Origin of the sequence: Gardnerella sp. DNF00550, assembly GCF_049262685.1 — a bacterium.
In the GTDB taxonomy this organism is placed as follows: domain Bacteria; phylum Actinomycetota; class Actinomycetes; order Actinomycetales; family Bifidobacteriaceae; genus Bifidobacterium; species Bifidobacterium leopoldii.
The window spans coordinates 853043-878327 of sequence record NZ_CP058397.1 but is presented as its reverse complement, the minus strand read 5'-3'; the positions used below and the strand labels follow the sequence as shown (position 1 = coordinate 878327).

Genomic DNA, 25285 nt, shown 5'->3' with positions numbered 1-25285 from the left:
GGAAAACCGTGAAAAAGGAAATATTGAAAGAAGTCATCAAAGACTTGGAAAACTTAACAGCTCATCTTAAAACACTGTTTGATGATGCCGGTGCTTCTGGTGCTGGTTGTAAAGAAACAGCTCCTAATAATAAGGAGTCTGTTAAAAAGGTGAGTTTAGAGGATGTGCGAGCGGTTTTAGCAAAACTTAGCCAACATGGTAAAACCGCGGAAGTAAAAGCGCTTATCGTCAAGTTCGGAGCTAACAGGCTTTCAGAACTTGATGAAAGTAAGTACGCTGAGCTTCTTGAAGAGGCGAAAGGTATGACAAGTGACTAAGCATGCTTTACTTTCCCCTTCTTCTGCTCACAGGTGGATTAAGTGTACTCCTAGTGCTGTTTTAGAAGAAAAGTTTGAAAACACTACTTCTGTGGCAGCAGAGGAAGGAACAGCGGCACACGCGTGGTGTGAGTACAAGCTGAATAAGCTTCTTAACCGTCCGTGCGAAAAACCGTCAACAGAGTATGACTCAAACGAGATGCAGGAATGCTCGGATGCTTACGTGGATTTCGTAATGGAAAAATACGAACAGGCAAAACTTAACTGTCAAGATCCTATCCTTCTCATCGAGCAGAAAGTTGATTTTTCAGCTTACGTGCCTAGTGGTTTTGGTACAGCGGACTGCATTATTGTAGGCGATAAAACGCTGCAGGTTATCGACTTTAAGTACGGTCAGGGCGTGCTGGTTGATGCTTACGAGAATCCTCAGATGAAATGCTACGCTCTTGGGGCTTTAACGCTTTTCGACAGCTTGTACGAGATTCAAACTGTTGAGATGAGTATTTTTCAGCCGCGTCGTGACAACGTATCAACTTTCACACTACCTGTCACGGAGCTTATCTGTTGGGCTGAAAGCGTGCTTAAACCAAAAGCAGAGCTTGCTATTAAAGGCGAAGGCGAATTTGAAGCCGGTGACTGGTGCAGGTTTTGCAGGGCAAAAGCAGTATGCAGAAAGCGTGCCGAGGAAAATCTAAAGCTTGCAGAACTTGAGTTCAAACCACCATCTGTTTTAACAGATAGTGAGATTGAGGAGGTTCTTAAAACTATTCCAACTCTTACGAAGTGGGCTGATGATGTTTTAGCGTACGCCACAGATTCCGCGATAAACCATGGTAAAGAGTGGAGCGGTTTCAAACTCGTGGAAGGACGTTCTGTTCGTAAGTTTAAGGACGAGACAGCTGTTATTGAGAAAGCGAAAGCTCATGGTTTTACCAACATTTTCAAAACTAGTCTTATCGGTTTAACGGAAATGCAAAAGCTGATGGGCAAGAAAAAATTTGAGGATATTCTGGGCGACCTCATTGTAAAACCGTCCGGAAAACTTACGCTCGTACCAGACTCGGATAAGCGGGCAAAAGTTAACGTAACAAATGTAAACCAAGAATTCAAAAAGGAGAATTAGTATTATGTCTAAATTAAATAACACGAAGGTTATTACAGGTAAGAACACGCGTCTTTCCTATTTCAACGGTTGGGAGCCAAAGTCTATTAACGGCGGTCCTGAAAAATATAGTGTTTCACTGCTTATCCCTAAAAGTGATGTTGAAACAGTAAACGCTATTGAGAAAGCTATTGATGCTGCGATTGAGGAAGGTGTCGGCAAGTTCGGTGGTAAGAAACCAAACAAGCAAGCAATTAAACTCCCGCTCAGGGACGGGGATATTGAGCGTGATGATGAAGCGTATAAAGGACATTACTTTATTAACGCGAACTCAACCACGGCTCCGCAGATTGTAGACAAGCAGGTAAAACCAATCATGGATCGCAGTGAAGTGTATTCAGGCTGCTATGCGAGGGTTTCCATCAACTTTTACGCGTTTAACTCTAACGGTAATAAGGGTGTTGCTTGCGGTCTTGGCAATATTCAAAAGATCCGAGACGGTGAGCCACTCGGCGGACGTAGCCTCGCAACCGATGATTTTACGACTTTAGAAGATGATGATTTTCTAGCATAAGGAGCGTGAGTTAATTATGGAAATTGTTATAGCGGTTTTTATTTCAGTGTTTATAGGAGTATTACTTCTTGATTTCACGGTAAAGAAACTCGTGAGTCTTTACGTTGATATTAAACACATTCTAAATAGGAATTAGAAGATTCCTGAAAATAGGATTTAGAAGATTCTATAAGTGGGGTGGCAGGTTTTCTGTCACCTCTTTTATAAGCTTGGAGGTGATGTAATTTGGAAAATTTGAGTGTGGATTTAGAGACGTTTTCGAGTGTAAATCTTGGTAAATGTGGTGTTTACAAGTATGCAGAATCGGATGATTTTGAGATACTGCTTTTTGGTTACAGTGTGGACGGTAGTGAAGTTCAGGTCGTTGATTTAGCGCAAGGTGAAACCATACCCGAGGTTGTGCTTTCTGCTTTAACGGATGAAACGGTGACCAAGTGGGCGTTTAACGCTCAGTTTGAAAGAGTCTGCTTATCACGCTACCTGCGAGATAAAGGCATCAATGTTAACCCTGGTCAGACAGTGAAAAGTGAAGGCCTGTTTTTAAATCCCTGCTCGTGGCATTGCACAATGATCTGGTCAGCCACCCTGGGGCTTCCCATGTCGCTTGAAAGCGTGGGAGCAGTATTGGGGCTTGATAAGCAGAAGCTCACTGAGGGTAAGAATCTTATTAAATATTTCTGCCTGCCGTGTAATCCTACGAAAGTAAACGGTGGAAGAACAAGAAACAAGTATTTCCACGATAAGGAAAAATGGGATCTGTTTAAATCGTATAACAAGCGTGATGTGGAAGTTGAGATGAGTATTCAAGAAAAGCTCTCACTCTTTCCCGTGCCAGACTTTTTATGGCAGGAGTTTTATCTCGACCAACAGATAAACGACCGTGGAATAGGAATAGATTCTCTTTTCGTTGAATCAGCCATAAAACTCGACCAGGAGGTGAAAACGCATCTCATGAGTGAGCTTAAGCATATTACCGGTTTAGAAAACCCGAACTCCGTGTTACAAATGCGCTCTTGGCTTAAAAAGCATGGTCTTGAAATGGAGTCGCTTGGTAAAAAAGAAGTCGCTAAAGAACTTAAGACAGTGGGTAAAGAGTTGGCGGAAGTTTTACGGCTTCGCCAGCAGCTTGCTAAATCTTCGGTGAAAAAGTATACGGCGATGAAAAACGCTGCTTGCATGGATTATCGGGAGCGTGGCATGTTTCGCTTCTATGGTGCAAACCGTACAGGAAGATTTGCGGGAAGGCTCGTGCAATTACAAAACCTGCCGCAAAACCATCTGCCTGATCTAGCTGAGGCTAGAAGTCTTGTTAAACAAGGAAATGTTGAAGCGTTGGAAATGCTTTATGAGGATATTCCTGATACCTTATCCCAGCTTGTTCGCACTGCTTTTATTCCACGCACGGGATTTAAGTTTATTGTCGCAGACTTTTCAGCGATCGAAGCGAGAGTCTTGGCTTGGCTTGCTGGTGAAAAATGGCGTATGCGAGTATTCGCGGAAGGTAAAGACATTTACTGCTCGTCAGCATCTCAAATGTTTAGCGTACCTGTTGAAAAACACGGAGTAAACGGGCATTTGCGGCAGAAAGGTAAGATAGCGGAACTCGCTTGTATTGCTGAAGGTGAACTTGTACTCACAGATGAAGGGCTTGTTCCAATTGAAGAAGTCACTACAAAACAAAAAGTGTGGGACGGAGAAAACTGGGTCAACCATAACGGAGTTGTTTTTAAGGGTGTAAAGGAGGTAATCGAGTATGAAGGACTTAGAGCAACACCAGACCATCTCGTCTGGGTTAAAGGGAAACCGAAGCCAATACGGTTTATTGAATCCGCCATCTGCAAAACACATCTCATACAAACCGGAGATGGTCGGAGAACAATACGGTTGGGTGAAAATCATAAGTGCAGAGAAACACTGGAATCAAAAGCAAAACCACTGTTATGTACTGACACAATGCGTAGGGTGTGGAAGCGTCCAATGGCAGAACTTAAACAGTCTAAAGTCGGGCAAATCAAAAGGGTGTCAAGCTTGCTCGCAGCCGAAACAAATACCAATATGGTTAGAAAAGCGGCTAAGTGCTGCAAAACAGCGATGTATCAATCCAAGAGATCCAAATTACAAAAACTATGGTGCAAGAGGGATAAAGTGGTGCTTCCATTCTGTTTTAGAAGCAGGTCTTTGGATTTTACAAGAGGTAGACAATGTGCGAAAAGACTGGGAATTAGATCGGATAAATACAAACGGCAACTACGAAAAAGGAAATATCCGCTTTGTTCCAAGAATAGTCAATCAAAACAACAAGCAGAACGCTATCCTAACACGGTGGGAGCAACAATATTGGCCATACGCAAGATCGGTAGTTGCAAGAATGCTATCGAAAGGAATAGGCAGAGAAGAAATCATATCAAGAGCAAATACAGCTGTAGAACAACACAGAAAAAACTGGCGTTTAATCGAAGCAAGGCTCGAGTTTATGACATACGAAATGCCGGACCAAATCATCGTTTTACCGTATCGGGGAAGCTCGTGCATAACTGTGGCTACGGTGGTGCAGTAGGAGCATTAAAGGCAATGGGTGCTCTTGATATGGGTTTACATGAAGATGGTTTGCAACAGTTGGTTAATGATTGGAGATCTGCTAATCCGCATATTGTTTCATTGTGGTGGGATGTGGACAGAGCGGTAAAACAGTGTGTGCGCGAACACGTATCTGTGCGAACACACAATATTGTGTTCACTTATAAGAGTGGGTTTCTTATCATCGAACTGCCTTCGAAAAGATGCCTTTACTATGTGAAGCCACGTGTGGAAGAAAACAAGTATGGTGGCGAATCAGTCACCTATGAGGGTGTGGGATCTACTAAAAAATGGGAGCGGCTGGAAAGCTACGGTCCTAAATTTGTGGAAAACATTACGCAAGCTATAGCTCGTGACATTCTACTTTACGCCATGCAAACGCTGAAAGAATATCGCATCGTTGCTCACGTGCATGATGAAGCCATTATTGAAACTGATAAAAGCGTGAGTGTTCAAAGCGTGTGTGAGCTCATGGGAAGAACACCACCTTGGGCGGAAGGGCTTGTTTTACGAGCTGACGGCTACGAGTGCGAGTTTTACAAAAAAGATTAAAAAAATTTTAGGAGCAGGGTTAAAAACCTGCTCTTTTTCTTTGCCTGTGATTTAGAAGGTAATACCGCCTTCAGAAAAAATCATAGGAGGTAATTTTATGAATGAGTTACAAGTTTTTAAGAATGTAGAGCTTGGATCTGTTCGCACAACAGTAGTAGATGGTATTCCTTATTTTGTGGGTAAGGATGTGGCTGAGATTCTTGGTTATCGTGATACATCTGATGCTCTGAAAAGGCATGTAGATGAAGATGATAAGCTGACTCGGTGTTTCACCGACTCAGGTCAGAACAGAGAAATGTATGTTATTAATGAGTCTGGTTTATACAGTCTTATTCTTAGAAGTCAGCTCCCTAAAGCGTGTCAGTTTAAACGATGGGTTACATCACAGGTTCTTCCGAGTATCCGTAAGCACGGTATGTATGCGACAGATGAGCTTATCAACAATCCTGATATGGCTATCGCTGTTTTTAACGCATTGAAAGAAGAGCGTGCTAAAAGAGAGGCGTTAGAGCTTACGACTGCTGTGCAAAAACAGCAGATAGCAGAGCTTAAACCGAAAGCCAGCTATTACGATGTTGTGCTTAAATGCAAAGACATAATCTCTATGCGTGTGATTGCAAAAGATTATGGCAAGTCAGCACAGTGGATGAATAATTTCTTGCATGACCTTGGCGTGCAATATAAGCAGTCTGATATTTGGCTTTTATATCAAAAGTATGCCAATCAGGAATATACGAAATCTCGCACAAATACATACGAGGATTCTAATGGTGTTACACACTCAAAAATGCATACTTATTGGACTCAGAAAGGCAGGCTTTTCATCTATCACCTCATGACACAACACGGTATCTACCCGTTGATTGAACAGGAGGCTAAAGATGAGTAAGTCTTATAAAAAACATTTAGAAACGACACCGAATTTTAAGCCTATCGTCTACATTTGTGCTCCCTACCGTGGAGATAAGGAGAAAAACGTGCAACACGCTATCCGGTGTGCGGCTTACGCGTATTTGCATGGAGCAATACCTATCACTCCACACCTGCTTTTCCCGTTTATGGATGATGAGAATCAAAAGCATAGAGGGGATGCGATGTTTATGGACATTATCCTCTTAGGCAAATGCAACGAGCTGTGGGTGTTCGGGGAGAAAATCACAGGCGGCATGCAAGTAGAAATTGATCTGGCTGAAAAACGCAGGCAGCCGATTAAGTATTTTACGGATAAGGATTTGGAGGTGAATGTTGATGCGTAGTTTAGCTATCGCTTACGGTAACAACAGGCAGGCAAAGACATGGGTGAATAAGACCATCACCTATGGTGAGCTGAAAGACCGTCTTAAAGTGACGATTCGCACCTCAGAGTCAGCGGAAGAGTATGCAAAAATGAAGAAAACGGATCGTGATCTTGCAAAAGACCACGGTGGTTTCGTTGCAGGAGCGTTGGCTTACGGTAGACGAAAAGTCGACAGCGTTGAATTTCGCTCCATGCTCGCCTTAGATGGGGATCATGTTGCTAAAGACTTTATTGTACTCTACGAGAGTGTTGCGCCTTACACGTCTTTTCTGTACACGACACACAGCCACACGCCTGATAATCCGAGGGTGAGAATTGTTTTTCCTTTAACAAGGAATGTAACACCTGACGAGTTTGTAGCAGTGTCAAGGTATTTAGCTGACATGCTGGGTATTGACCAGTTTGATGAATGCTCTTACTTGCCTAACCAGCTCATGTACTGGCCGTCCACGCCACAAAACGGCGTGTACGAGTATAAAGAGGTTGAAAAAGACTGGCTTAATCCAGATGATATTTTATCCGCTCACCCTGAGTGGACAGATCCAACCAGGCTTCCGACCTCATCTCGTGAGAGTAAAGCGAATCAGGTGCAAAAGCAGAAAGTGCAAGATCCACTCGCAAAAAATGGTGTGGTTGGATTGTTTAACCGAGTATTCTATCCGATAACTCTTGCTTTGGAAAAGTTTTTAAGCGACATATATGAGCCGACAGATAATGAAAACCGCTGGCATCTTATAGCCTCACACAGTATGGCAGGAGTTGAGATTATCGAAGACAAGTTCGTTTACTCTCATCACGCTAAAGACCCGGCGTATTTAAAACTGTGTAACGCTTTTGATATCGTTCGCACGCACAAATTCGCTAGCTTAGACGAGAAAGAGTCGTTTAAGAAAATGAGCGAGTTTGCGATGAGTCTTGATGAAGTAAAACTTCAAGCGGCAAACGAGAGACTCTCGGAAGCAAAAGATGATTTTGTTGACAGTGAGGATTGGAAGAAAAAACTACGCTACACGTCTAAAGGCGCGGTTTTAGAAAACTCGCTTTATAATGCGAAACTCATTATTAAACATGATCCTTTGCTTAAAGGAATCGTTTTTAACCAGCTGGCTGATGGTCTTGAAATTAAAGGCGATGTGCCTTGGCAGCATCCTGCGAAGTTTTGGAGGGACGCGGACGATGCGCAGCTTATCTGCTATGTGGACGACCATTATGGCTCGTTTTCACAGAGAAACTATGATATTGCTGTCACGAAAGTGTCAGATGATAGAAGTTATCATCCGATAAGACGCTATTTTGAGAGTCTTCCTCAATGGGATGGTGTGAAACGTGTAGACACGCTTTTTATCGACTATCTTGGTGCTGAAGACAACGCGTATATTCGTGCAGTGTGTAGAAAAACACTGTGTGCAGCATACATGCGTATCTACCATCCCGGCATTAAATTTGACTACCTTCCTGTTTTTAACGGTGCGCAAGGTATCGGCAAGTCAACGTTTATAGCAAACCTTGGCATGGAATGGTTTTCAGACAGTCTCACACTTTCAGACATGAACGATAAGACGGCGGCTGAAAAACTCCAAGGATATTGGATTCATGAAATCAGCGAGCTTGCGGGCATGAAAAAAGCTGACCTTGATAAGGTAAAAGCTTTTGTTTCAAGACGTGACGATAAATATCGTGCTTCTTTTGGAAAACGTGTCTCCCCACACCCGAGGCAGTGCGTGTTCTTCGGTACAACGAATAGTGAAAACGGTTATTTAAGGGATGTTACGGGTAACCGGCGTTTTTGGAATGTGAAAGTGTCGGGAAACGGTAAGTATAAGCCTTGGGAAATGACACGAGAACTAGTTGACCAAATATGGGCGGAAACCATGGTTATTTCCAAAGCGGGTGAAGAACTGTTCCTTGACAAGAGCTTAGAGGCTTTCGCTCAAGAAGAACAGCGTGAAGCCATGCAACAAGACGACCGTGAAGGCATTGTCAGAGAGTATCTTAACATGCTTCTACCTGATACTTGGGATGAAATGGATATTTACAGGCGGCGAGATTATTTCCGTGACATGAAGGATCCGACACGACCTAAAGGCACGATTAAACGCATGGAAGTATCCAACATTGAAATATGGTGCGAATGCTTCGGGAAAGCCAAAGAAGATATTAAGCCTATCGACAGCTACGCAATATCGGCGATTATGAAACGTTTGAAAGACTGGCAAAGATCTGACAATCGTAGAACCATACCAATCTATGGAAGGCAAAGAATTTATACCAGAATTTGAGCGGACAAGCGGATAGAACAGGACAACTAAAAGTAGCTTGTCCTGACTTTGTCACTTGTCCCACTAATAACAACAAGCTTTGGACGAACAGGGACGGACAACACATGAAAATCTATATTAAATAAAATCTTTATTTATTACTTATAGCGTACACGTAACACGTGTATTCGCGCGTAAAGGGATTTTTAGCCATTTGTCCGTCCTTGTCCCGACAGAAAGGATAAAAAATTATGAGAAGTAAACAAGCAAGAACAATGGAAAGATACATGAAAGCAGGAGCTGAAATGAGACTGCTTAAGAGCCTTAGCGCAAGGCTTATCACAGATACAGGCTCTATCCTCTTAAAAACGCAGCAGGATAAATTGATGAGAGCCATGGATAAAGTCCGTCAGCTATGTTCGCTAGCAGAAGAAAACATGTTTAAAGACTATCCCGATTTAAGCAAAGACTATATTGACGTGTTTTATGGCGATGTTGCTAATGAGCCGAGAAACGAAGTTGATAAGAAAATCATTGAGATGGCAAAAGAGGTATCTGATGGGCTTTTTACGAGAAAAGGAAACTGAGCGAAAACTCGTCCGTGAAGTCAAAGCTGCGGGAGGACTTTGTTTAAAGCTTACGAGTCCTTCTGTCGATGGGCTTCCTGACAGGCTCGTTTTACTTAACGGCGGAAAGATTGGTTTTGTCGAGCTTAAAGCACCAGGTAAAAAGCCTAGAGTCTTACAGGTGAAACGGATGAAGGATTTACAGGCTTTAGGTTTTAAGGTTTTCGTGGTTGATGAGAAGAGTCAGATTGGAGGTGTGATTGATGCAATACGAGCCACATGAGTATCAAAAGTACGCGACTGATTTTATTATCAATCGTCCTATTTCAGCGGTTTTCCTTGAATGCGGTTTAGGTAAGAGTGTGATAAGTCTTACAGCGATTAACGACCTGATGCTTGACTCGTTTGATATTTCCAGGACTCTGGTTATAGCTCCTCTTAGGGTTGCGAACACTACGTGGCCTTTAGAGTTAGAAAAGTGGGAGCATTTAAAACACTTGACTTATTCTGTGGTAACAGGCAGTGAGAAGGAGCGGATTCAAGCACTAAAAACGCCTGCTCACGTTTATATTATTAACCGTGAAAACGTGGAGTGGCTAATAATGAAAAGCGGCCTACCGTTTAATTTCGACATGGTTTTGATAGATGAGCTTTCAAGTTTTAAATCATATCAGGCGAAACGTTTCAAAGCATTACTGAAGGCTAGACCGAAAGTTAAAAGGATTGTAGGTCTTACAGGAACTCCGTCTTCTAACGGGCTTATGGATTTGTGGGCTGAGTTTAGGCTGCTTGATATGGGTCAAAGGCTAGGCCGCTATATTACGTATTATCGGCAGAACTTTTTTAATCCTGATAAGCGTAACCAGCACATGATTTTTTCCTATAAGCCTAAAGATGGTGCTGAGAGTTTAATCTATAAGCAGATAGCTGATATTACGATTTCGATGAAGTCAAAAGACTATTTGAAAATGCCTGCGTGTGTGATAAACGAGGTGAAAGTAGAGTTATCCGGTAATGAGCGAAAACTCTACGATGAGCTGAAACAGGATATGGTGGTGTCGTTGGAGGGTAAAGAGATTGATGCGATTAACGCAGCGTCTCTTTCAAATAAGCTTCTTCAAATGGCAGGCGGCGCGGTTTATAACGAGAAAAAAGAAAGCGTTCATATTCATGATCGTAAGCTGGACGTGTTAGAGGATTTAATCGAGGCTGCTAACGGTAAACCGGTGCTTGTAGCTTACTGGTTTAAGCATGATCTTGAGCGGATTAAGAATCGTTTTAACGTGCGTGAGATTAAAACGAGTGCTGATATTGCTGACTGGAATGCCGGCATGATTCCTGTGGCGTTGATTCACCCGGCTTCTGCAGGTCATGGTCTTAACCTACAGGCTGGCGGTTCTACTCTTATCTGGTTTTCCCTGACTTGGAGTTTGGAACTTTACCAGCAGACGAACGCTAGGCTTAACCGTCAGGGTCAAACCGGCACGGTTGTAATCCATCACATTATCACTAAGGACACGATTGATGAGGATGTGATGAGGGCTTTAAGCATGAAGGCTAAAGTTCAGGATGCTTTAATCGAGTCGGTTAAAGCAAGACTATCAATTAACGAAGTGAGGGAAAGGGGTTCTAGAGAGAACTTACCTCAAAATGGAGGTAAGAATGAACAAAAAAGAATACTTACGGCAAGCCTATCTTCTTGATAAGCGGATTAAGGCTGACATGGATGAGGTAGTAAGACTGCGTGAGCTTGCTACAAGTGTTTCTTCATTAAGATACGACCGAGAGTATGTGCAGACGACTCGAAGTATAGAAGCTCCGTTTGTGAAAGCTCTTATAAGGGTTATGGATTTAGAAGCAAAGATTAACATGGAGATTACGCTGCTTATCAGTTTGAAAGAGCAGATTTTAGACGTGATTTCAAAGCTTGAAAGCGTGGATGAGCAGATGATTTTACGCTACCGTTACATGAGTAACATGACGTGGGAGGATATTGGTAACGAACTCCATGCTAGCAGAATGACGATTATAAGAGGGCATGGTAAAGCGTTAGAGCACATGGTTTTACCAGATAATCTAATCCAAATCTAAAAAATGGTACGGTTTGGTACGCTCTGATACGAGATGTTACAGCCTCCTATATGGTATTATATAGTTAGCAAAAACTGTAAATACTAAGCCTTGGAAGAGTAATCTTTCAGGGCTTTTTTCATGCCCGAAGGGAGGATGAGTCTTGCCAAGAAAACCTAAAAGACCGTGTTCTTATCAAGGCTGTCCGAACCTAACTGACGGCAGGTTTTGTGAGGAACACTTAAAACAAGAGAACAGACGATACGAAAAATACGAGCGTCCTTATGATGCTCACAAGCGTTACGGCAGAGCATGGCAGAAAGTCAGGGATTCTTATGTGAGAGAGCATCCTTTCTGTGAGCTTTGCTTTAAGAACCATATGCTTGTGCCTGTTGAGCAGGTTCATCATATTAAACCGATTGCTGAAGGCGGAACACACGCTAGAGAGAATCTTATTTCTCTATGTAAAAGCTGTCACTCTAAAATTCACGCTAAGCGTGGAGACCGCTGGCATAACAAATAACCCACCCCCTAGGGGGGTTTAAATCTCTACGAGCCTACCCCATGGGGAACGGGCGCAGGGTATTTTGCGTAAAAACAGCGAATTCAAAAGGGTAATAGGCAAAATCAGACACAAAAATTTTTTAATAGTTAAAACTTGCGTGGGAAGGAGGCGAAAAGTTTGCCTACAAAATCAAATAATATCGGCGGTCGTGGCGGCAGACGCGTGGGTGCCGGGCGTAAAAAGAAAGCGGTTGTTGAAAAAGCGAGTGAAGGAAACCCAGGTGGCAGGCCTTTAAGCGTTCTTGATATTCCGGAGCTTGAAGGTGCTGAAATGCCTCAGCCTCACGAGTTTTTATCCGCCACGCAAAAAGACGGTACTCAGCTTCAGGCTAAAGAAATTTTCGCTGAAACATGGAAGTGGCTAAAAGACATTGGTGTTAGCAGTAAAGTGCCGTCTCCTCTTATTGAACGGTATGCGATGAGCTGTGCTCGTTGGATTCAATGCGAGGAAGTAACCAGTAAACTCGGGTTTCTTTCCAAGCATCCGACCACGGGAAAACCGATACCTTCGCCTTTTATCAATATTGGTATTAACTACATGAATCAGGCGGTTAGGCTTTGGAATGAGATTTTCCAGATTGTGAAAGAAAACTGTTCGACTGAGTTTGATGGCGTTTCACCTCAAAACGATTTAATGGAACGCCTGCTTATTACACGTAAAAACATATAAGGAGAAAAAATTATGATAGAAAAAGTAAATCCAAGTCACCCGGACAAGATTGCGGATCGTATTGCTGGAGCAATTGTTGATCTGGCTTACAAGCTGGATGAGAATCCGAAGATTGCTGTTGAAGTGATGCTCGGGCATGGTAAGTGTGCCGTGTGTATTGAAAGCACGGTGATGTTTAAGTTTAAGGATATTAAAAATATTATCCACCGTTTAAGCCCTGGGAAAGTAAAGATTGATATTACGGTTGTGCCGCAGGATAAGCATTTAAGCCGAAACCAGGATGGTATGGTTCGTTGCGCTGATAATGGGATTTTTAAAGGCGTACCACTAACAGACGAACAGAAGAAACTTTCTGCTATTGCCCGAAGGGTTTATGAAAAGTATCCGTATGACGGCAAGTATGTTCTTGATGGTGAAAAGCTTATCATCTGCCAGTCTCACGCTAAACGAGAAGACTTATTGAAAGACTATCCGAATGCGTTTGTTAATCCTTTAGGCGACTGGACGGGCGGTATCAACGTGGATACGGGAGCGGTTAACCGAAAACTCGGGTCAGACATGGCTGATTCTGTCACGGGCGGCGGCCTTCATGGTAAAGATCTTACGAAAGCTGACGTGTCGGTTAACATTTACGCGTTCTTGAAAGCACAGGAAACCGGCCGGGTGGTTGAGTTTTCTTGCGCGATCGGGGATGAAATGGTTGATGGTAAACCGTATGCGCAGATTGTGAAAATTGCGAAAGGTTACATTGACTCGGTGGGTGGTTTTGAAAAGCTGGCTTGCTGGGGTCTTTTCTAACGGGAGGAAAGCTTATGGAAAAAGAAATGCAGTATTATTTGGCTGACGTAAGTGAGCTTATCCCGTATGTGAGAAACGCTCGCACACACTCTGAGGCACAAGTAGCTCAGATAGCGGCAAGTATTCGCGAGTTTGGTTTTCTATCCCCAATTCTAGTAGCGGAAGATAATACGATTCTTGCAGGCCACGGCAGGCTTGCCGCGGCATTAAAACTGGGTCTTAAAAAAGTCCCGTGCGTGAAAGAAAACCATTTAACTGAAACACAAAAGCGTGCTTATATTATTGCGGATAATAAGCTTTCACTTAACGCAGGCTGGGACAATGAGCTATTGGCTGTTGAGTTGTCGGAGCTTGAAGGCGCGGATTTTAACCTTGATCTTCTCGGGTTTGACGAGGCGGAGCTTTCCAGTATTTTCGATGCTGATAAAGACGTAAACGAAGACGATTTTGATGTTGGAAAAGAGCTTAAAGAACCGTGTTTTTCTAAAACAGGTGACATATGGACGCTTGGTAAGCATCGTATTATTTGCGGTGATGCTACTAAGTTAGAAACATATAAGACGCTTCTTGAGAATACTAAAGTGAATCTGGTGGTTACTGATCCGCCTTATAACGTGAACTATGAGGGTTCTGCTGGGAAAATCAAAAACGATAATATGGAGAATGATAAGTTTTACCAGTTTCTTTTCAACTCGTTCGTGAACATGGAGCAAGCGATGGCAGATGATGCATCTATCTACGTGTTTCATGCTGACACGGAGGGATTGAATTTTAGAAAAGCATTCCAGGACGCGGGGTTTTATCTTTCAGGTTGTTGTATTTGGAAGAAACCGTCGCTGGTGTTGGGTAGAAGCCCTTACCAGTGGCAGCATGAACCATGTTTGTATGGGTGGAAGAAAAAAGGTAAACACAAGTGGTACGCGGGTAGGAAAGAAACTTCAGTTTGGGAGTTTGAAAAGCCTAAGAAAAACGCTGATCATCCAACCATGAAACCAATAGCTCTTTTAGCGTATCCGATTAAAAACTCGAGTATGACAAACTCGCTTGTATTAGATCCGTTTGCTGGAAGTGGTAGCACGCTTATAGCCTGCGAGCAGACTGGTAGAATCTGCTACGCTATCGAGCTTGACGAGAAATATTGTGACGTGATTGTGAAACGTTATATTGAGCAGATTGGAAATGATAAGAGTGTGAAAGTTTTAAGAGGCGGTAAAGAATACTCGTTTACTGAAGTATTTACTAACAAGTAAGACTCGTATTTTATATGAAAAATAGTTTACGACCGCTTGATAAAAACCTTCTTTAGAGTGATTTATATATGTACCCGAAAAAACCTAAAGGAGGCAAAATGGAATTAAAATACGGGTTAAAAGGAAAAGATAGGCAGCCGCTTATTAAAGCTATAGAGGATTCTACAGGAGTAAAGGCTGTTTACTTAAAAACTCCAAGTATGTCTTACAAGATAGGTGTTTTCAACATTAGTAAAGATGGTACGGTCACGTGTAGTAGTGAAGAAAATTTAGATGATTTAAAAAACATGTTAGACGCTGACTATGGTATAAGTCTTCCAGTCTGCGCGTGTGATGGTACGCAATATTTTAGTGTTGAGTTTCCTAAAGATAAGGCTGATGTGGTAAAGCTTAAGAAAATACTTGATAATAAGGGCGATCTTATTAAAAAAGCGTTAGGAGTGAACAGTCTTAATATTAAGGAAGAAGATGATAAGCTTATTTTTCCTTGGTTTGAGCAGGCTAACCAACCAGGCTTGGCATCCTATGCGAAGTTTATAAACAGTCTTTGTAAAATGAGCGTGGAAATTAAACGCGTAAATAATAGTAAGCGTGAGACAGTTAACGATAAGTATGCTTTCAGATGTTTCCTTCTTAGACTCGGGTTTATAGGAGACGAGTTTAAACAAGACAGGAAAATTATGCTTTCCCGTTTAGAAGGCTCCTGCGCTTTTAGAAACGGGGGTGAGCGTAATGCTGTATGCGAGTGAAGACCAGGCGTACGAGTTGAGTGAAGACTGTACTACAGGCTCTTTGGTTGAAGAAATTTTCGCGAATTTAGAGCAAGAGAACGAGGTTTTTGTAAAAGCATGTTTTACTGTAGTAGATGATTTTTGGGTGATTATTATTTCAGCATGATTTTAGAAACATTTTAACGGTTTTTAAGAGTAAAAAAATTAGCGAAAACTGGTGGGGAAAAACGTGTAAATACCCGGTGTTTCTTGGCTTAAAAGCTTGCTATTGCGCGCTTTTAGAGTGATATATAGTATCAGCAAAAAGCACAGAAACAAAGGAGAAACCTTATGAAAAAAGAAATCTTACAAAACCTTACAAACGAAGTTAAAACATGCAGACGCTACGCGCTAAACGCAATCAAAAAAGCTGAAGAAGGGAAAATTAGTTCGGCTATCAGCATGCTCGACATTGCACAAACAGCAAAAACCTGCGCCAGTAAAGCTCACGAGGAGCTTTGGAAGGTAAGCGGAGGAAAACTCAACGATACGGAGTTTGAACTGTTTGCGGATGCTGAAACCTTGGACAAGGATATTCAAAAAGCTTATCAAGCGATTCAACAAGCAAGAAGCTAAAAGAAAGGGGGATAGTCAGCCATAGGGTTGGAAGGCTGGAGAAAAATCGTGGAATTATCCGCGATTTTTTCTCGTTTACGGCTTGCTATTATGTGCTTTTAGAGTGATATATAGTACTAACAAAAAACACAGAAAAAGGAGAAAAATCATGTGGGAACAAGATACGCTTAGGGTTGAAGATCAGGTTGTAAGCTACAGTATGAAGGTTTTTGAAGAGCCAAGCGAATATGGGATTAACCAGGGGCGAATTTCCAAGCTTACTTTGAAAAACAATAACAAGGTTATCGCAAACTATGATAGAGGCTGGGATATTATGCCAACAGGCAAGCTTGCAAACGAGGCTTTAGAAATGATCCTTGACGCAAGAAACTAAAAACTTTAAGTCTAGTTAAAAGCAGCAGGGCTTTTTAAGGCCCTGTTTCTCGTAGGAAAGATAAGAAATGATGTGGACGCAAGTAAGCGTCTTTTTTTATGCCTAAAGAAAGGAGGAGCTTAAGTTGCAAAAATACGAGGTTACTAAGTTTAAAAAAGAAGATTCAACCTATAGTAAAGAGCTTGCGGATTATGCCGTGAGTTTTATCGAATGTTTAACACACACGAAAGGCACGTGGGCTGGTAAGCCTTTTAAGCTCCTTGACTGGCAGGAGCAGATTATCAGGGACTTGTTTGGCGTGGTGAAACCGAATGGTTACCGTCAGTTTAATACTGCTTATATTGAGATACCTAAGAAAATGGGTAAAAGTGAGCTTGCCGCGGCAGTGGCACTGCTTTTATGCTGTGGGGATAATGAGGAGCGTGCCGAGGTTTATGGTTGTGCGGCGGACCGTCAGCAGGCAACGATCGTGTTTGATGTGGCGGCTGACATGGTTAGAATGTGTCCGGCTCTTAATCGTAGGGTTAAAATTTTAGCTTCGCAAAAACGTATTATTTTCCTACCAACTAACAGTTTCTACCAAGTGTTGTCGGCTGAAGCTTACTCTAAACACGGGTTTAACATTCACGGTGTCGTGTTTGATGAGCTTCACACGCAGCCAAACCGTAAACTTTTTGACGTGATGACTAAAGGCTCCGGGGATGCTCGCATGCAGCCACTGTATTTTCTGATTACCACAGCCGGTACGGATACGCATTCGATCTGCTATGAGACTCATCAGAAAGCAGTGGATATTCTCGAGGGTAGGAAAATTGATCCAACTTTTTACCCAGTGATTTATGGTGCAAAAGATTCGGATGATTGGACTGATCCGAAGGTGTGGAAGAAAGCTAATCCTTCTCTTGGGGTGACGGTTCAAATGGAGAAAGTTAAGGCTGCTTTCGAGTCAGCCCGGCAAAATCCTGGTGAAGAGAATGCTTTCCGTCAGCTTCGTCTTAACCAGTGGGTGAAACAGTCTATTCGTTGGATGCCGATGGAAAAATGGGATGCTTGCGGTTTTCAGGTAAACGAGGAAGAACTCGAGGGCAGGGTCTGCTACGGGGGTCTTGACCTTTCAAGCACCACCGACCTTACCTCCTTTGTTTTGGTCTTTCCACCAGAAGATGAGTCGGATAAGTTTCGTATCCTACCATATTTTTGGGTGCCTGAAGAAACCTTGGATATGCGCGTGAAACGGGACCATGTGCCGTATGACGTGTGGGAAAAACAAGGGTTTATTAAAACTACGGAAGGAAACGTTGTTCACTACGGGTTTATTGAAAAATTCATCGAAACATTAGGTGAACGTTTCAATATTCGTGAGATTGCTTTCGACCGTTGGGGCGCAGTGCAAATGGTGCAAAACCTTGAAAACATGGGGTTTACCGTGGTCCCGTTCGGACAAGGATTCAAGGATATGAGTCCTCCTACCAAGGAGCTTATGAAGCTTACACTCGAACAGAAAATCGCACACTCCGCTCATCCGGTGCTTCGCTGGAACATGGACAACATATTTATTAGGACAGATCCTGCAGGAAACATTAAATGCGATAAAGAAAAATCAACAGAGAAAATAGACGGTGCTATCGCAACCATCATGGCGCTTGACCGTGCTATCAGATGCGGTAACGCGAACACTCAAAGCGTGTATGACGCTCGAGGAATCCTATTCATGTAAAAGGGAGGGTCATGAACATTTTCAGTAAGATTTTTAATAGCAGAGATAAGCCTGAGAATCGTTTTAACTTGAATGCTCAAAGGTTTATTAGTGGCATGTCTTCTTCGGGTAAGAGGGTGAATGAGCGTTCGGCGATGCAGATGACGGCTGTCTACTCGTGTGTGCGTATTTTGTCTGAAGCGGTGGCGAGTCTGCCGCTTCACGTGTATGAGCGGACGAGTACGGGTACGGTTAAAGCGGTTAAACATCCTTTGTATAAGGTGCTTCATGATGAGCCGAATCTTGAAATGACAAGCTTCGTGTTTAGAGAAACCTTGATGACGCATCTACTGTTATGGGGTAATGCTTACGCGCAGATTATTCGAAACGGTAAAGGCGAGGTTTTAGGCTTATACCCTTTAATGCCTGATCGTATGAGAGTTGACCGGGATGAGAGTGGTCAAATTTTTTACGAGTATACGTTAAATGATAGTGATGTTTTAGCGGGTAAAGAAACGAGTGTGAAACTTAAACCTTTTGACGTGCTTCATATTCCCGGTCTTGGTTTTGACGGGCTTGTTGGCTATTCGCCTATTGCGATGGCAAAAAACGCTATCGGTATGGCGATAGCTACGGAAGAGTATGGTGCATCGTTTTTCGCTAACGGTGCTACACCAAGTGGAATCTTGGAATACCCCGGTACAGTGAAAGATCCTCAAAGTATGAGGGATAGTTGGAATAAGGGGTTCTCGGGTTCTAACTCGCATAAGATAGCGATTTTAGAGGAAGGCATGAAGTATACGCCTATTTCTATTTCGCCTAACGAAGCACAGTTTCTTGAAACTCGTAAGTTTCAGATTAACGAGATTGCTCGTATTTTTAGAGTCCCACCACACATGGTTGGTGATTTAGAAAAGTCGAGTTTTTCTAATATTGAGCAGCAGTCGTTGGAGTTTGTGAAATACACGCTGGATCCTTGGGTGGCGCGTTTTGAACAGTCTATTACGAGGCGGCTTTTTACTGATAAGGAGAAAGAAACTTATTATGTGAAGTTTAACGTGGATGGTCTTCTTCGAGGAGACTATCAGAGTCGTATGAATGGTTATGCTACCGCTCGTCAAAACGGTTGGATGAGCGCGAACGATATTAGACAGTTAGAAAACTTGGATAAGATTCCCGCCTGTGAGGGTGGTGACTTGTATTTGATTAACGGTAACATGCTCCCGCTTAACCGTGCTGGAGCGTTCACTGTAATTGGTAGAAATAAGTTAGGTGATTAAGATGAATTTGTGTCTTGATAATATTAATATAACATGTTATATTAATATTATTATAGTATAACTGTTTAGACAGTGGATGAATCATTTAGGCAACGAAGACATAACGAATTATCTTAACGTTAAGCGAAAAATAGAATTTAATCTCTATGGATACTTAGCTAAGATAATATCCTACACTATGAGAGTATACAACAAATTAATAATAGCAGAAAGGATGGAATAATTTATGTGACATTATAAAAAAATCATAAAATGTACAAGAATAGTGATCATTCGAGATAAAATCTGATTAATCTCAATCTTAGTTAAAGATGTTGTTTTTAAGGAGGTGCTTACAAATGATTAGAAAAAGAAAGATGTTATCAGCAATAACCACTTATGTAATGGTTGTTGGAATGTTGTTTTTCACATCCAATTCTGTTGCTTATGCGTATACTTTATCTCAACCAAAATCGTTTTATGATAGTATTTCATGGACATGGTTTTATAGCGATAAGGCTACGCCAGCATATAATTGTCTAGGATTTGCAACTGGTAGTATGACGTACGAATGGCCTAGTGACTTTGGTGATGATGGTGCTACTAAAGCGCAATTGGATAATTATCTGGCAAAGAAAGGTTATAGACCTTATAAATATGATCCATTTATTCTAGCGTATGGTCATTCTCCTGATAAAATTGTTCATTTTGCAAAGGTTACTGGTCTTAAGTGGTGCCGTGCTAAATGGGGACAATTGGAGCTGTTTAACCATGGTAGTCATGATCCTTATTACCCTAATTCTGTTTATGGTTCTTTGCAACACAAATACACTGCGAATTAGAATTCTAGGAGGTGTAATACTATGTCTAAGAAAAAAATGTATATTTCGCTAGGAACTTTACTTTTATTGGTTCTATTTGTATTTACTGGAATTTTTATTATTGGAAATAATCCAGCATCAAAGAATAGTGGGAATATAGCTCATAAATTGATGCCAGTAAACGTAGCTTATGCTGAAACGTTAGATGATATAAAGGGATCCATGAATAAGTTGATGGTGGAATTAGAAACTGAGACGAAGACTAATCCACAAGTGGCTATGCAGGCACATCCAGGAAAGTTTATTAGGAATTCTAAAAACTATCAAAGAATATTGAAACTGGGACTGAAGGCAATTAAACCTCTTTACGATGCTATTTATGATAGTAGAGATGCTGGATGCTATGAATATATTCTAGCTATGGCTATTGAAGACATAACTGGCGAAAAGTTTGTTTACAATTCTGACTATGGTTGGAAAAATTCGTTAGAGTTTAGGATGGCTTATGACGAAAAAGTAAACAATACAAGGTTTAATGTTGAAAGAATCAGTAATAATGAAACTTTGAATGATCATGACCGAACTCAGAAATTTAAGGAATTAGGGATTTTTGCAGTTTCTGATTTAATTAAAGAGTATAGGAAAAGTGATTCCAAAGTTTCTAAACCATCGATATTAGAAGCTGTTAAGGGAATTACTAGTAAGTATAAAGAACTTGCAATAACGGAAAGAACTCCAACTGAGAGTATTCTAGATGAAACACAATTATTTGATTCTCTAGTTTCCTTAAATGGAAGAGCATACAAGTAAGGTGGATTATTTAACTGTAAAGCTAGTTCTTTAGGTATTATATGAGTGTTATACGAACATGAAGCGACCAAGAAAATCTTGGTCGCTTCTTTATATAAGAGAGGAGGAAAAAGGTAATGAGGAAGTTTTGGCAGTGGAAAAACCAAAAGGAAAACAATGAGACTAATGAGAATAATGAGATTTTTGAGAGGACACTGTTTCTTAACGGTACGATTGCTGAAGAATCATGGTTTGATGATGATATTACACCACAACTTTTTAAAGACGAGTTAAACGCTGGTAGTGGAAATATTACCGTGTGGATTAACTCACCTGGCGGCGATTGTGTGGCTGCGGCACAAATCTATAACATGCTCATGGATTACAAGGGTTGTGTGACGGTCAAGATTGATGGGATTGCAGCATCGGCTGCATCAGTGATTGCGATGGCTGGAACAAAGGTTTATATGAGCCCGGTGTCAATGCTTATGATCCATAATCCTATGACGGTTGCTTTTGGCAACAGAAACGAAATGGAAAAAGCAATATCAATGCTTGATGAGGTCAAAGAGTCCATTATTAACGCTTACGAGATTAAAACAGGGCTTAACCGTGTGAAACTCTCGCATTTAATGGATTCGGAAACGTGGATGGATGCTAACAAGGCGGTAGAACTCGGGTTCGCTGACGGTGTTTTAACTAGAGGTGAAACCACTGATATTGGCATACCACAAGTTTCAACATTGTATTCGAAAGCAAGCGTGCAAAACACGTTATTGGAAAAAATATCTAAAGCCTGCCGGATAAGCGGTAAGGAAACAAACAATATTAGTGCAGACGATCTTATGGATCGTCTTTTTTTAATCAAAAATTGGAGGTAAACATGATGAACACTATTTCAAACATGGTTGAGAAACGTAACAAGGCCTGGCAGGGTGCAAAAGCTTTCCTTGAGTCTAAACGTGACAAGGACGGGCTTATTTCAGAAGAAGACGCGAAAACCTATGATGAGATGGAAGCGAAAGTGAAAGCTTACAGTATGGAAATTGAACGCTTGGAACAGATGGAAAAAATGGATAAGGAGCTTTCAAAACCAACATCTGAGGCGATTGTTGCAAAACCTATGAAAACAGGTGTGAACCTTGAAAAACAAGGTCGTGCGCGTGACGAGTATAAGCAGGCAATGCTTACAGCTCTTAGAAGTAATTTTAAACGAGTCGATAACGTGTTGCAGGAAGGCGTGGACGCTGACGGCGGGTATCTTGTGCCGGAAGAATACGATAATCGTCTGATTGAAACGTTGAAAGAAGAAAACATTATTCGCTCTCTTGCTACCACGATTACCACTAGTGGAGAGCATAAGATTAATGTTGCGATGAGTGATCCTGCAGCAGCTTGGATTGAAGAAGGCGCAAGCCTTAACTTTGGGGATTCCAAGTTTGCTCAAATCCTGCTTGACGCTCATAAGCTTCACGTTGCGGTAAAAGTTACTGAAGAACTCTTGCATGATAATGCGTTTAACCTCGAGAATCATCTTCTCACATCCTTCGGCATGGCGCTGGCTAACGCTGAGGAAGACGCTTTTCTTAACGGGGATGGTGTGGGAAAACCAACTGGTATTTTCAACAAGAAAGACGGCGGCACGTTCCTTAAAGAAACTACCAGTATTAAAACTGATGATCTGATTGATCTTGTTCACGCTTTGAGGCGACCATACCGTAAAAACGCGAGTTTTATTATGAACGATAAAACAGTCGCGAGCATACGAAAACTTAAAGACAATAACGGCGCGTACGTTTGGCAGCCTTCATACCAGGATGATGAGCCGAACAGGATTCTCGGATACCCGGTATACACGTCTGCTTACGCGCCTGAAAACATGGTGGCTTTTGGCAACTACTCGTACTACAACATTGGCGACCGTGGTTCACGCTCGTTTAAAGAACTTACCGAACTTTTCGCTGGAAACGGCATGATAGGTTTCGTCGCTAAAGAGCGTGTAGACGGCAAACTCGTGCTTAAAGAAGCAGTACAGATTCTACCTGTTAAAACAAGCGTAGCAGCTTAAAAGACGGCTAAAAGTTAAGGAGGGGTGTTGATGATAGTTACAGTCGAGGAAGCAAAAAACTATCTTAGGGTGGATAGTAAAGAAGATGATGAGCTTATCAACACCCTTATTCATTCTGCTGAAAAACTCTGCCAGGGAGTAGCTCGTAAAAACGATACTAGTTTGATTAGTGAAAACTTTGACGAGTATCGGCTCGCAGTCTTATACGCTACAGGCTACTTGTATGAGCATCGGGAAGAAGCAGACCATCACGCGCTAACTCTCACCTTACGTTCGATGCTTTTTACTGTTAGAAAAACGGGGTTTTAAATGAGAATAGGCTTATTAAACGAGCGTATTGTGCTGCTTAAAAACAGTGTAGAGGTTGATGAGGTTGGTAATCATAAGATTAAGTGGAGTAAATATTACGAGTGTTACGCTACGGTGAGTGCTGAAAGCCCATCTGAGCAGACTAATGCAGGAAACGTGTGGGATGAGTCAAAAATAGATTTTACTATCCGATATTCGAAAGAAACCGCTGTAGTCTCATCGCTTGGTTACAGGATTGTTTTCCGTGATACGGTTTATGAGATTTTAGGTGTTGACCACATGAATTATAAGAAGAAAAGCCTGAAACTTCACTGTAAGAGGTGTAAAAAGTGAGCAAAGTAAGTATTGGAAGCCTCTCTAAAGAAGTTATTAGAGAGCTTAAAACTTACGCGAAAGTTACAACCGGGAAAGTAAAAGAAGCAGTAAAAAACGCTGGTAAAACAGCAAAAGAAGAAATTAACATGACAGCTCCTAAACGAACTGGAGCGTATGCGAAAAGTTGGGCTGTTAAAACATTAAACGAAACAGGCAGCAGACTAGTTCTCGTAGTGCATTCTAGAAACAAGTATCAGCTTACACACTTGTTAGAGTACGGTCATGCTAAACGAGGCGGCGGACGCGTGGAAGCTAGAGCACACATTGCTGAGGCTGAAAGTAAAGCAGTACGAAGTTTTGAAAAAGAAATAGAGGAGGCGGTTAAAAATGGGTAATCTTTTAAACATTATGAGAGAGATAGGTTTTCCTTTCGCATACCATCATTTTGCTGAAGGAGAATCCCCTAATCCGCCTTTCCTACTGTTTTTAACGCCTGCGAGCAGTAATTTTTCTGCAGACGGGAAAACGTATTTTAAAGCAAACGAAATTCATATTGAACTATACGCGGACTATAAGAACCCCGTACTGGAAGAACAAGTTGAGGCCGTGCTTGATAGGCACGGCATTTTTTATAACAAAACAGAAGCGTTCATAGAGTCGGAACAGCTTTATGAAACACTCTACATTTTTGAAATGGAGGTAACAGAAAATGGGAAACAAGGTTAAATACAATCTTAAAAACGTGTATGCTGCAAAACTTAAAAAAGATTCGAGTGGTTTCTCCTACGATGAGCCTAAGCCGATTCCGGGGGCGGTGAGTATAAGCCTTGAGGCTGAGGGTGAATCCTCACCGTTTTACGCTGACGGGATTGTTTACTTCAGGTCGACTGCTAACAACGGTTACAGTGGCGACTTGGAAATTGCTCTTATACCTGAATGGTTTAGGACGGAAATACTGAGAGAAGAACTAGATAAAAACGGTGTGCTGGTTGAAAACGCGAAGATTAGTGAAACAGAAAAATTCGCGCTCCTGTTTGAGTTTGATGGTGACGTGAACGCGATCAGACACGTTTTATATAACTGTTCAGCAACACGACCGTCTATCGAGTCAGAAACTAAGGAAGACACTATAGAACCAGGTACGGAAACTTTGTCGCTTACGGCTGATCCTAGAGAAGATGGTTTGGTGAAATCCCGTAGCGGTGACACTACTTCAAAAGAAACCTATGAGAAATGGTATAAGAGCGTGTACGTTCCGCAAGTTAACACGGCAAACAAATAAGTTTTAAAGGGGGTAAACGTGTTAGAAAAAACAGTAAAAGTAAATGGTAAAGACGTGAAGTTTCGTTCTTCCGCCACTATTCCAAGACTGTATCGTATTAAATTCAAGCGTGATATTTTCAAAGACCTGTCAAAATTAGAGCAGTCTTTCAAAAACAACGAGGGTGTTTTTGAAATAGCAGATCTTGAAATTTTTGAAAACGTAGCTTATATCATGGCTTATCACGCGGATAATACTATTCCAGCGAGTATTGATGAGTGGCTTGACGAGTTTGAAATGTTTTCTATCTACGAGATTCTTCCTGAAATTCTAGAACTTTGGGGAGCAAACTTGGAAACTGAAGTAAAATCTAAAAAAAATTTAAAACAACAACACGGCAAATGACAACCGCGTTGTTTCTTCTTAGATGCACAGAAATCGGGATTAGTATTT

Annotated in this window: 31 protein-coding genes; all 31 read left to right on the top strand. The window is 41.7% G+C overall.

All coding sequences use genetic code 11. From position 1 onward, the window contains the following. Positions 1-8: 8 nt before the first annotated feature. The 31 genes from HXT29_RS03295 to HXT29_RS03145 all read left to right on the top strand — a co-directional run bounded on the left by HXT29_RS03295 (position 9) and on the right by HXT29_RS03145 (position 25237). Positions 9-317, top strand: a complete 309-nt coding sequence (locus HXT29_RS03295) for a hypothetical protein (RefSeq protein ID WP_101889405.1) — start codon at positions 9-11, stop codon at positions 315-317. Continuing rightward, a complete protein-coding gene (locus HXT29_RS03290; protein WP_422118267.1) occupies positions 310-1440 on the top strand; it encodes a DUF2800 domain-containing protein in 1131 nt (376 codons plus the stop codon). The genes HXT29_RS03295 and HXT29_RS03290 overlap by 8 nt, the downstream gene beginning before the upstream one ends. Positions 1441-1444: 4 nt before the next feature. Continuing rightward, positions 1445-1993 (top strand): DUF2815 family protein, encoded by a 549-nt coding sequence (locus HXT29_RS03285; protein WP_422118266.1) that lies wholly within the window; start codon positions 1445-1447, stop codon positions 1991-1993. Positions 1994-2218: 225 nt separating this feature from the next. After that, positions 2219-5122, top strand: coding sequence for a DNA polymerase (locus tag HXT29_RS03280; protein ID WP_422118265.1), 2904 nt, complete (start codon positions 2219-2221; stop codon positions 5120-5122). A gap of 97 nt (positions 5123-5219) precedes the next feature. After that, positions 5220-6011 (top strand): phage antirepressor, encoded by a 792-nt coding sequence (locus HXT29_RS03275; RefSeq protein ID WP_422118264.1) that lies wholly within the window; start codon positions 5220-5222, stop codon positions 6009-6011. Beyond that, positions 6004-6378: a hypothetical protein gene (locus tag HXT29_RS03270; RefSeq protein ID WP_422118263.1), complete on the top strand. Its 375-nt coding sequence runs from the start codon at positions 6004-6006 to the stop codon at positions 6376-6378. The genes HXT29_RS03275 and HXT29_RS03270 overlap by 8 nt, the downstream gene beginning before the upstream one ends. After that, a complete protein-coding gene (locus HXT29_RS03265) occupies positions 6365-8698 on the top strand; it encodes a VapE domain-containing protein (protein WP_422118262.1) in 2334 nt (777 codons plus the stop codon). Before HXT29_RS03270 ends, HXT29_RS03265 begins: the two co-directional genes overlap by 14 nt. A 230-nt stretch (positions 8699-8928) precedes the next feature. Then, positions 8929-9264 (top strand): hypothetical protein, encoded by a 336-nt coding sequence (locus HXT29_RS03260; protein ID WP_004117127.1) that lies wholly within the window; start codon positions 8929-8931, stop codon positions 9262-9264. Continuing rightward, positions 9236-9526: a VRR-NUC domain-containing protein gene (locus HXT29_RS03255; protein WP_020757793.1), complete on the top strand. Its 291-nt coding sequence runs from the start codon at positions 9236-9238 to the stop codon at positions 9524-9526. The genes HXT29_RS03260 and HXT29_RS03255 overlap by 29 nt, the downstream gene beginning before the upstream one ends. Beyond that, positions 9507-10946, top strand: a complete 1440-nt coding sequence (locus HXT29_RS03250) for an SNF2-related protein (RefSeq protein ID WP_422118261.1) — start codon at positions 9507-9509, stop codon at positions 10944-10946. Before HXT29_RS03255 ends, HXT29_RS03250 begins: the two co-directional genes overlap by 20 nt. After that, a complete protein-coding gene (locus tag HXT29_RS03245) occupies positions 10906-11334 on the top strand; it encodes a sigma factor-like helix-turn-helix DNA-binding protein (RefSeq protein WP_422118461.1) in 429 nt (142 codons plus the stop codon). The genes HXT29_RS03250 and HXT29_RS03245 overlap by 41 nt, the downstream gene beginning before the upstream one ends. 142 nt (positions 11335-11476) lie before the next feature. After that, on the top strand, positions 11477-11836 hold the full coding sequence (locus HXT29_RS03240) for an HNH endonuclease (protein WP_103084955.1): 360 nt from the start codon (positions 11477-11479) through the stop codon (positions 11834-11836). Positions 11837-11995: 159 nt separating this feature from the next. Beyond that, a complete protein-coding gene (locus HXT29_RS03235) occupies positions 11996-12547 on the top strand; it encodes a P27 family phage terminase small subunit (protein ID WP_014554461.1) in 552 nt (183 codons plus the stop codon). 12 nt (positions 12548-12559) lie between these two features. Next, the gene (locus HXT29_RS03230; RefSeq protein WP_422118260.1) at positions 12560-13345 is read left to right on the top strand and encodes an S-adenosylmethionine synthetase N-terminal domain-containing protein; all 786 of its coding nucleotides are present in this window, start codon (positions 12560-12562) and stop codon (positions 13343-13345) included. Between the two features lie 14 nt (positions 13346-13359). After that, positions 13360-14595, top strand: coding sequence for a site-specific DNA-methyltransferase (locus tag HXT29_RS03225; RefSeq protein WP_422118259.1), 1236 nt, complete (start codon positions 13360-13362; stop codon positions 14593-14595). Between the two features lie 98 nt (positions 14596-14693). Then, positions 14694-15344 (top strand): virulence protein, encoded by a 651-nt coding sequence (locus HXT29_RS03220; protein WP_065189400.1) that lies wholly within the window; start codon positions 14694-14696, stop codon positions 15342-15344. After that, positions 15328-15492 carry a hypothetical protein gene (locus HXT29_RS03215; protein WP_180946780.1) on the top strand — a complete coding sequence of 55 codons (165 nt, stop codon included), beginning with the start codon at positions 15328-15330 and terminating at the stop codon, positions 15490-15492. The genes HXT29_RS03220 and HXT29_RS03215 overlap by 17 nt, the downstream gene beginning before the upstream one ends. 164 nt (positions 15493-15656) lie before the next feature. Beyond that, positions 15657-15941 carry a transcriptional regulator gene (locus tag HXT29_RS03210; RefSeq protein ID WP_065189401.1) on the top strand — a complete coding sequence of 95 codons (285 nt, stop codon included), beginning with the start codon at positions 15657-15659 and terminating at the stop codon, positions 15939-15941. 148 nt (positions 15942-16089) lie between these two features. Continuing rightward, entirely contained in the window at positions 16090-16314 is a 225-nt protein-coding gene (locus HXT29_RS03205; protein ID WP_065189402.1) for a DUF7678 domain-containing protein, read from the top strand. A 124-nt stretch (positions 16315-16438) separates the two neighbouring features. Next, complete coding sequence (locus HXT29_RS03200) at positions 16439-18031, top strand: terminase large subunit (RefSeq protein WP_422118258.1); 1593 nt, start codon at positions 16439-16441, stop codon at positions 18029-18031. Positions 18032-18042: 11 nt separating this feature from the next. Beyond that, positions 18043-19290: a phage portal protein gene (locus HXT29_RS03195; RefSeq protein ID WP_422118257.1), complete on the top strand. Its 1248-nt coding sequence runs from the start codon at positions 18043-18045 to the stop codon at positions 19288-19290. Between the two features lie 338 nt (positions 19291-19628). Next, complete coding sequence (locus tag HXT29_RS03190; RefSeq protein WP_016815963.1) at positions 19629-20111, top strand: DUF7689 domain-containing protein; 483 nt, start codon at positions 19629-19631, stop codon at positions 20109-20111. Between the two features lie 21 nt (positions 20112-20132). Beyond that, positions 20133-20900, top strand: a complete 768-nt coding sequence (locus HXT29_RS03185; RefSeq protein WP_004104990.1) for a hypothetical protein — start codon at positions 20133-20135, stop codon at positions 20898-20900. Positions 20901-21016: 116 nt separating this feature from the next. Then, a complete protein-coding gene (locus HXT29_RS03180) occupies positions 21017-21760 on the top strand; it encodes a head maturation protease, ClpP-related (protein WP_192382072.1) in 744 nt (247 codons plus the stop codon). Positions 21761-21762: 2 nt separating this feature from the next. After that, entirely contained in the window at positions 21763-22947 is a 1185-nt protein-coding gene (locus tag HXT29_RS03175; protein WP_101888708.1) for a phage major capsid protein, read from the top strand. 30 nt (positions 22948-22977) lie between these two features. Beyond that, positions 22978-23256, top strand: a complete 279-nt coding sequence (locus tag HXT29_RS03170; RefSeq protein WP_016815967.1) for a head-tail connector protein — start codon at positions 22978-22980, stop codon at positions 23254-23256. Then, on the top strand, positions 23257-23589 hold the full coding sequence (locus HXT29_RS03165; protein ID WP_065189405.1) for a phage head closure protein: 333 nt from the start codon (positions 23257-23259) through the stop codon (positions 23587-23589). Then, complete coding sequence (locus HXT29_RS03160) at positions 23586-23966, top strand: HK97 gp10 family phage protein (RefSeq protein WP_004104983.1); 381 nt, start codon at positions 23586-23588, stop codon at positions 23964-23966. The genes HXT29_RS03165 and HXT29_RS03160 overlap by 4 nt, the downstream gene beginning before the upstream one ends. Beyond that, on the top strand, positions 23959-24297 hold the full coding sequence (locus HXT29_RS03155; RefSeq protein WP_422118256.1) for a hypothetical protein: 339 nt from the start codon (positions 23959-23961) through the stop codon (positions 24295-24297). The genes HXT29_RS03160 and HXT29_RS03155 overlap by 8 nt, the downstream gene beginning before the upstream one ends. Beyond that, complete coding sequence (locus tag HXT29_RS03150) at positions 24281-24853, top strand: major tail protein (protein WP_422118255.1); 573 nt, start codon at positions 24281-24283, stop codon at positions 24851-24853. The genes HXT29_RS03155 and HXT29_RS03150 overlap by 17 nt, the downstream gene beginning before the upstream one ends. 18 nt (positions 24854-24871) lie before the next feature. Next, the gene (locus tag HXT29_RS03145) at positions 24872-25237 is read left to right on the top strand and encodes a hypothetical protein (RefSeq protein ID WP_422118254.1); all 366 of its coding nucleotides are present in this window, start codon (positions 24872-24874) and stop codon (positions 25235-25237) included. Positions 25238-25285: the final 48 nt, after the last annotated feature.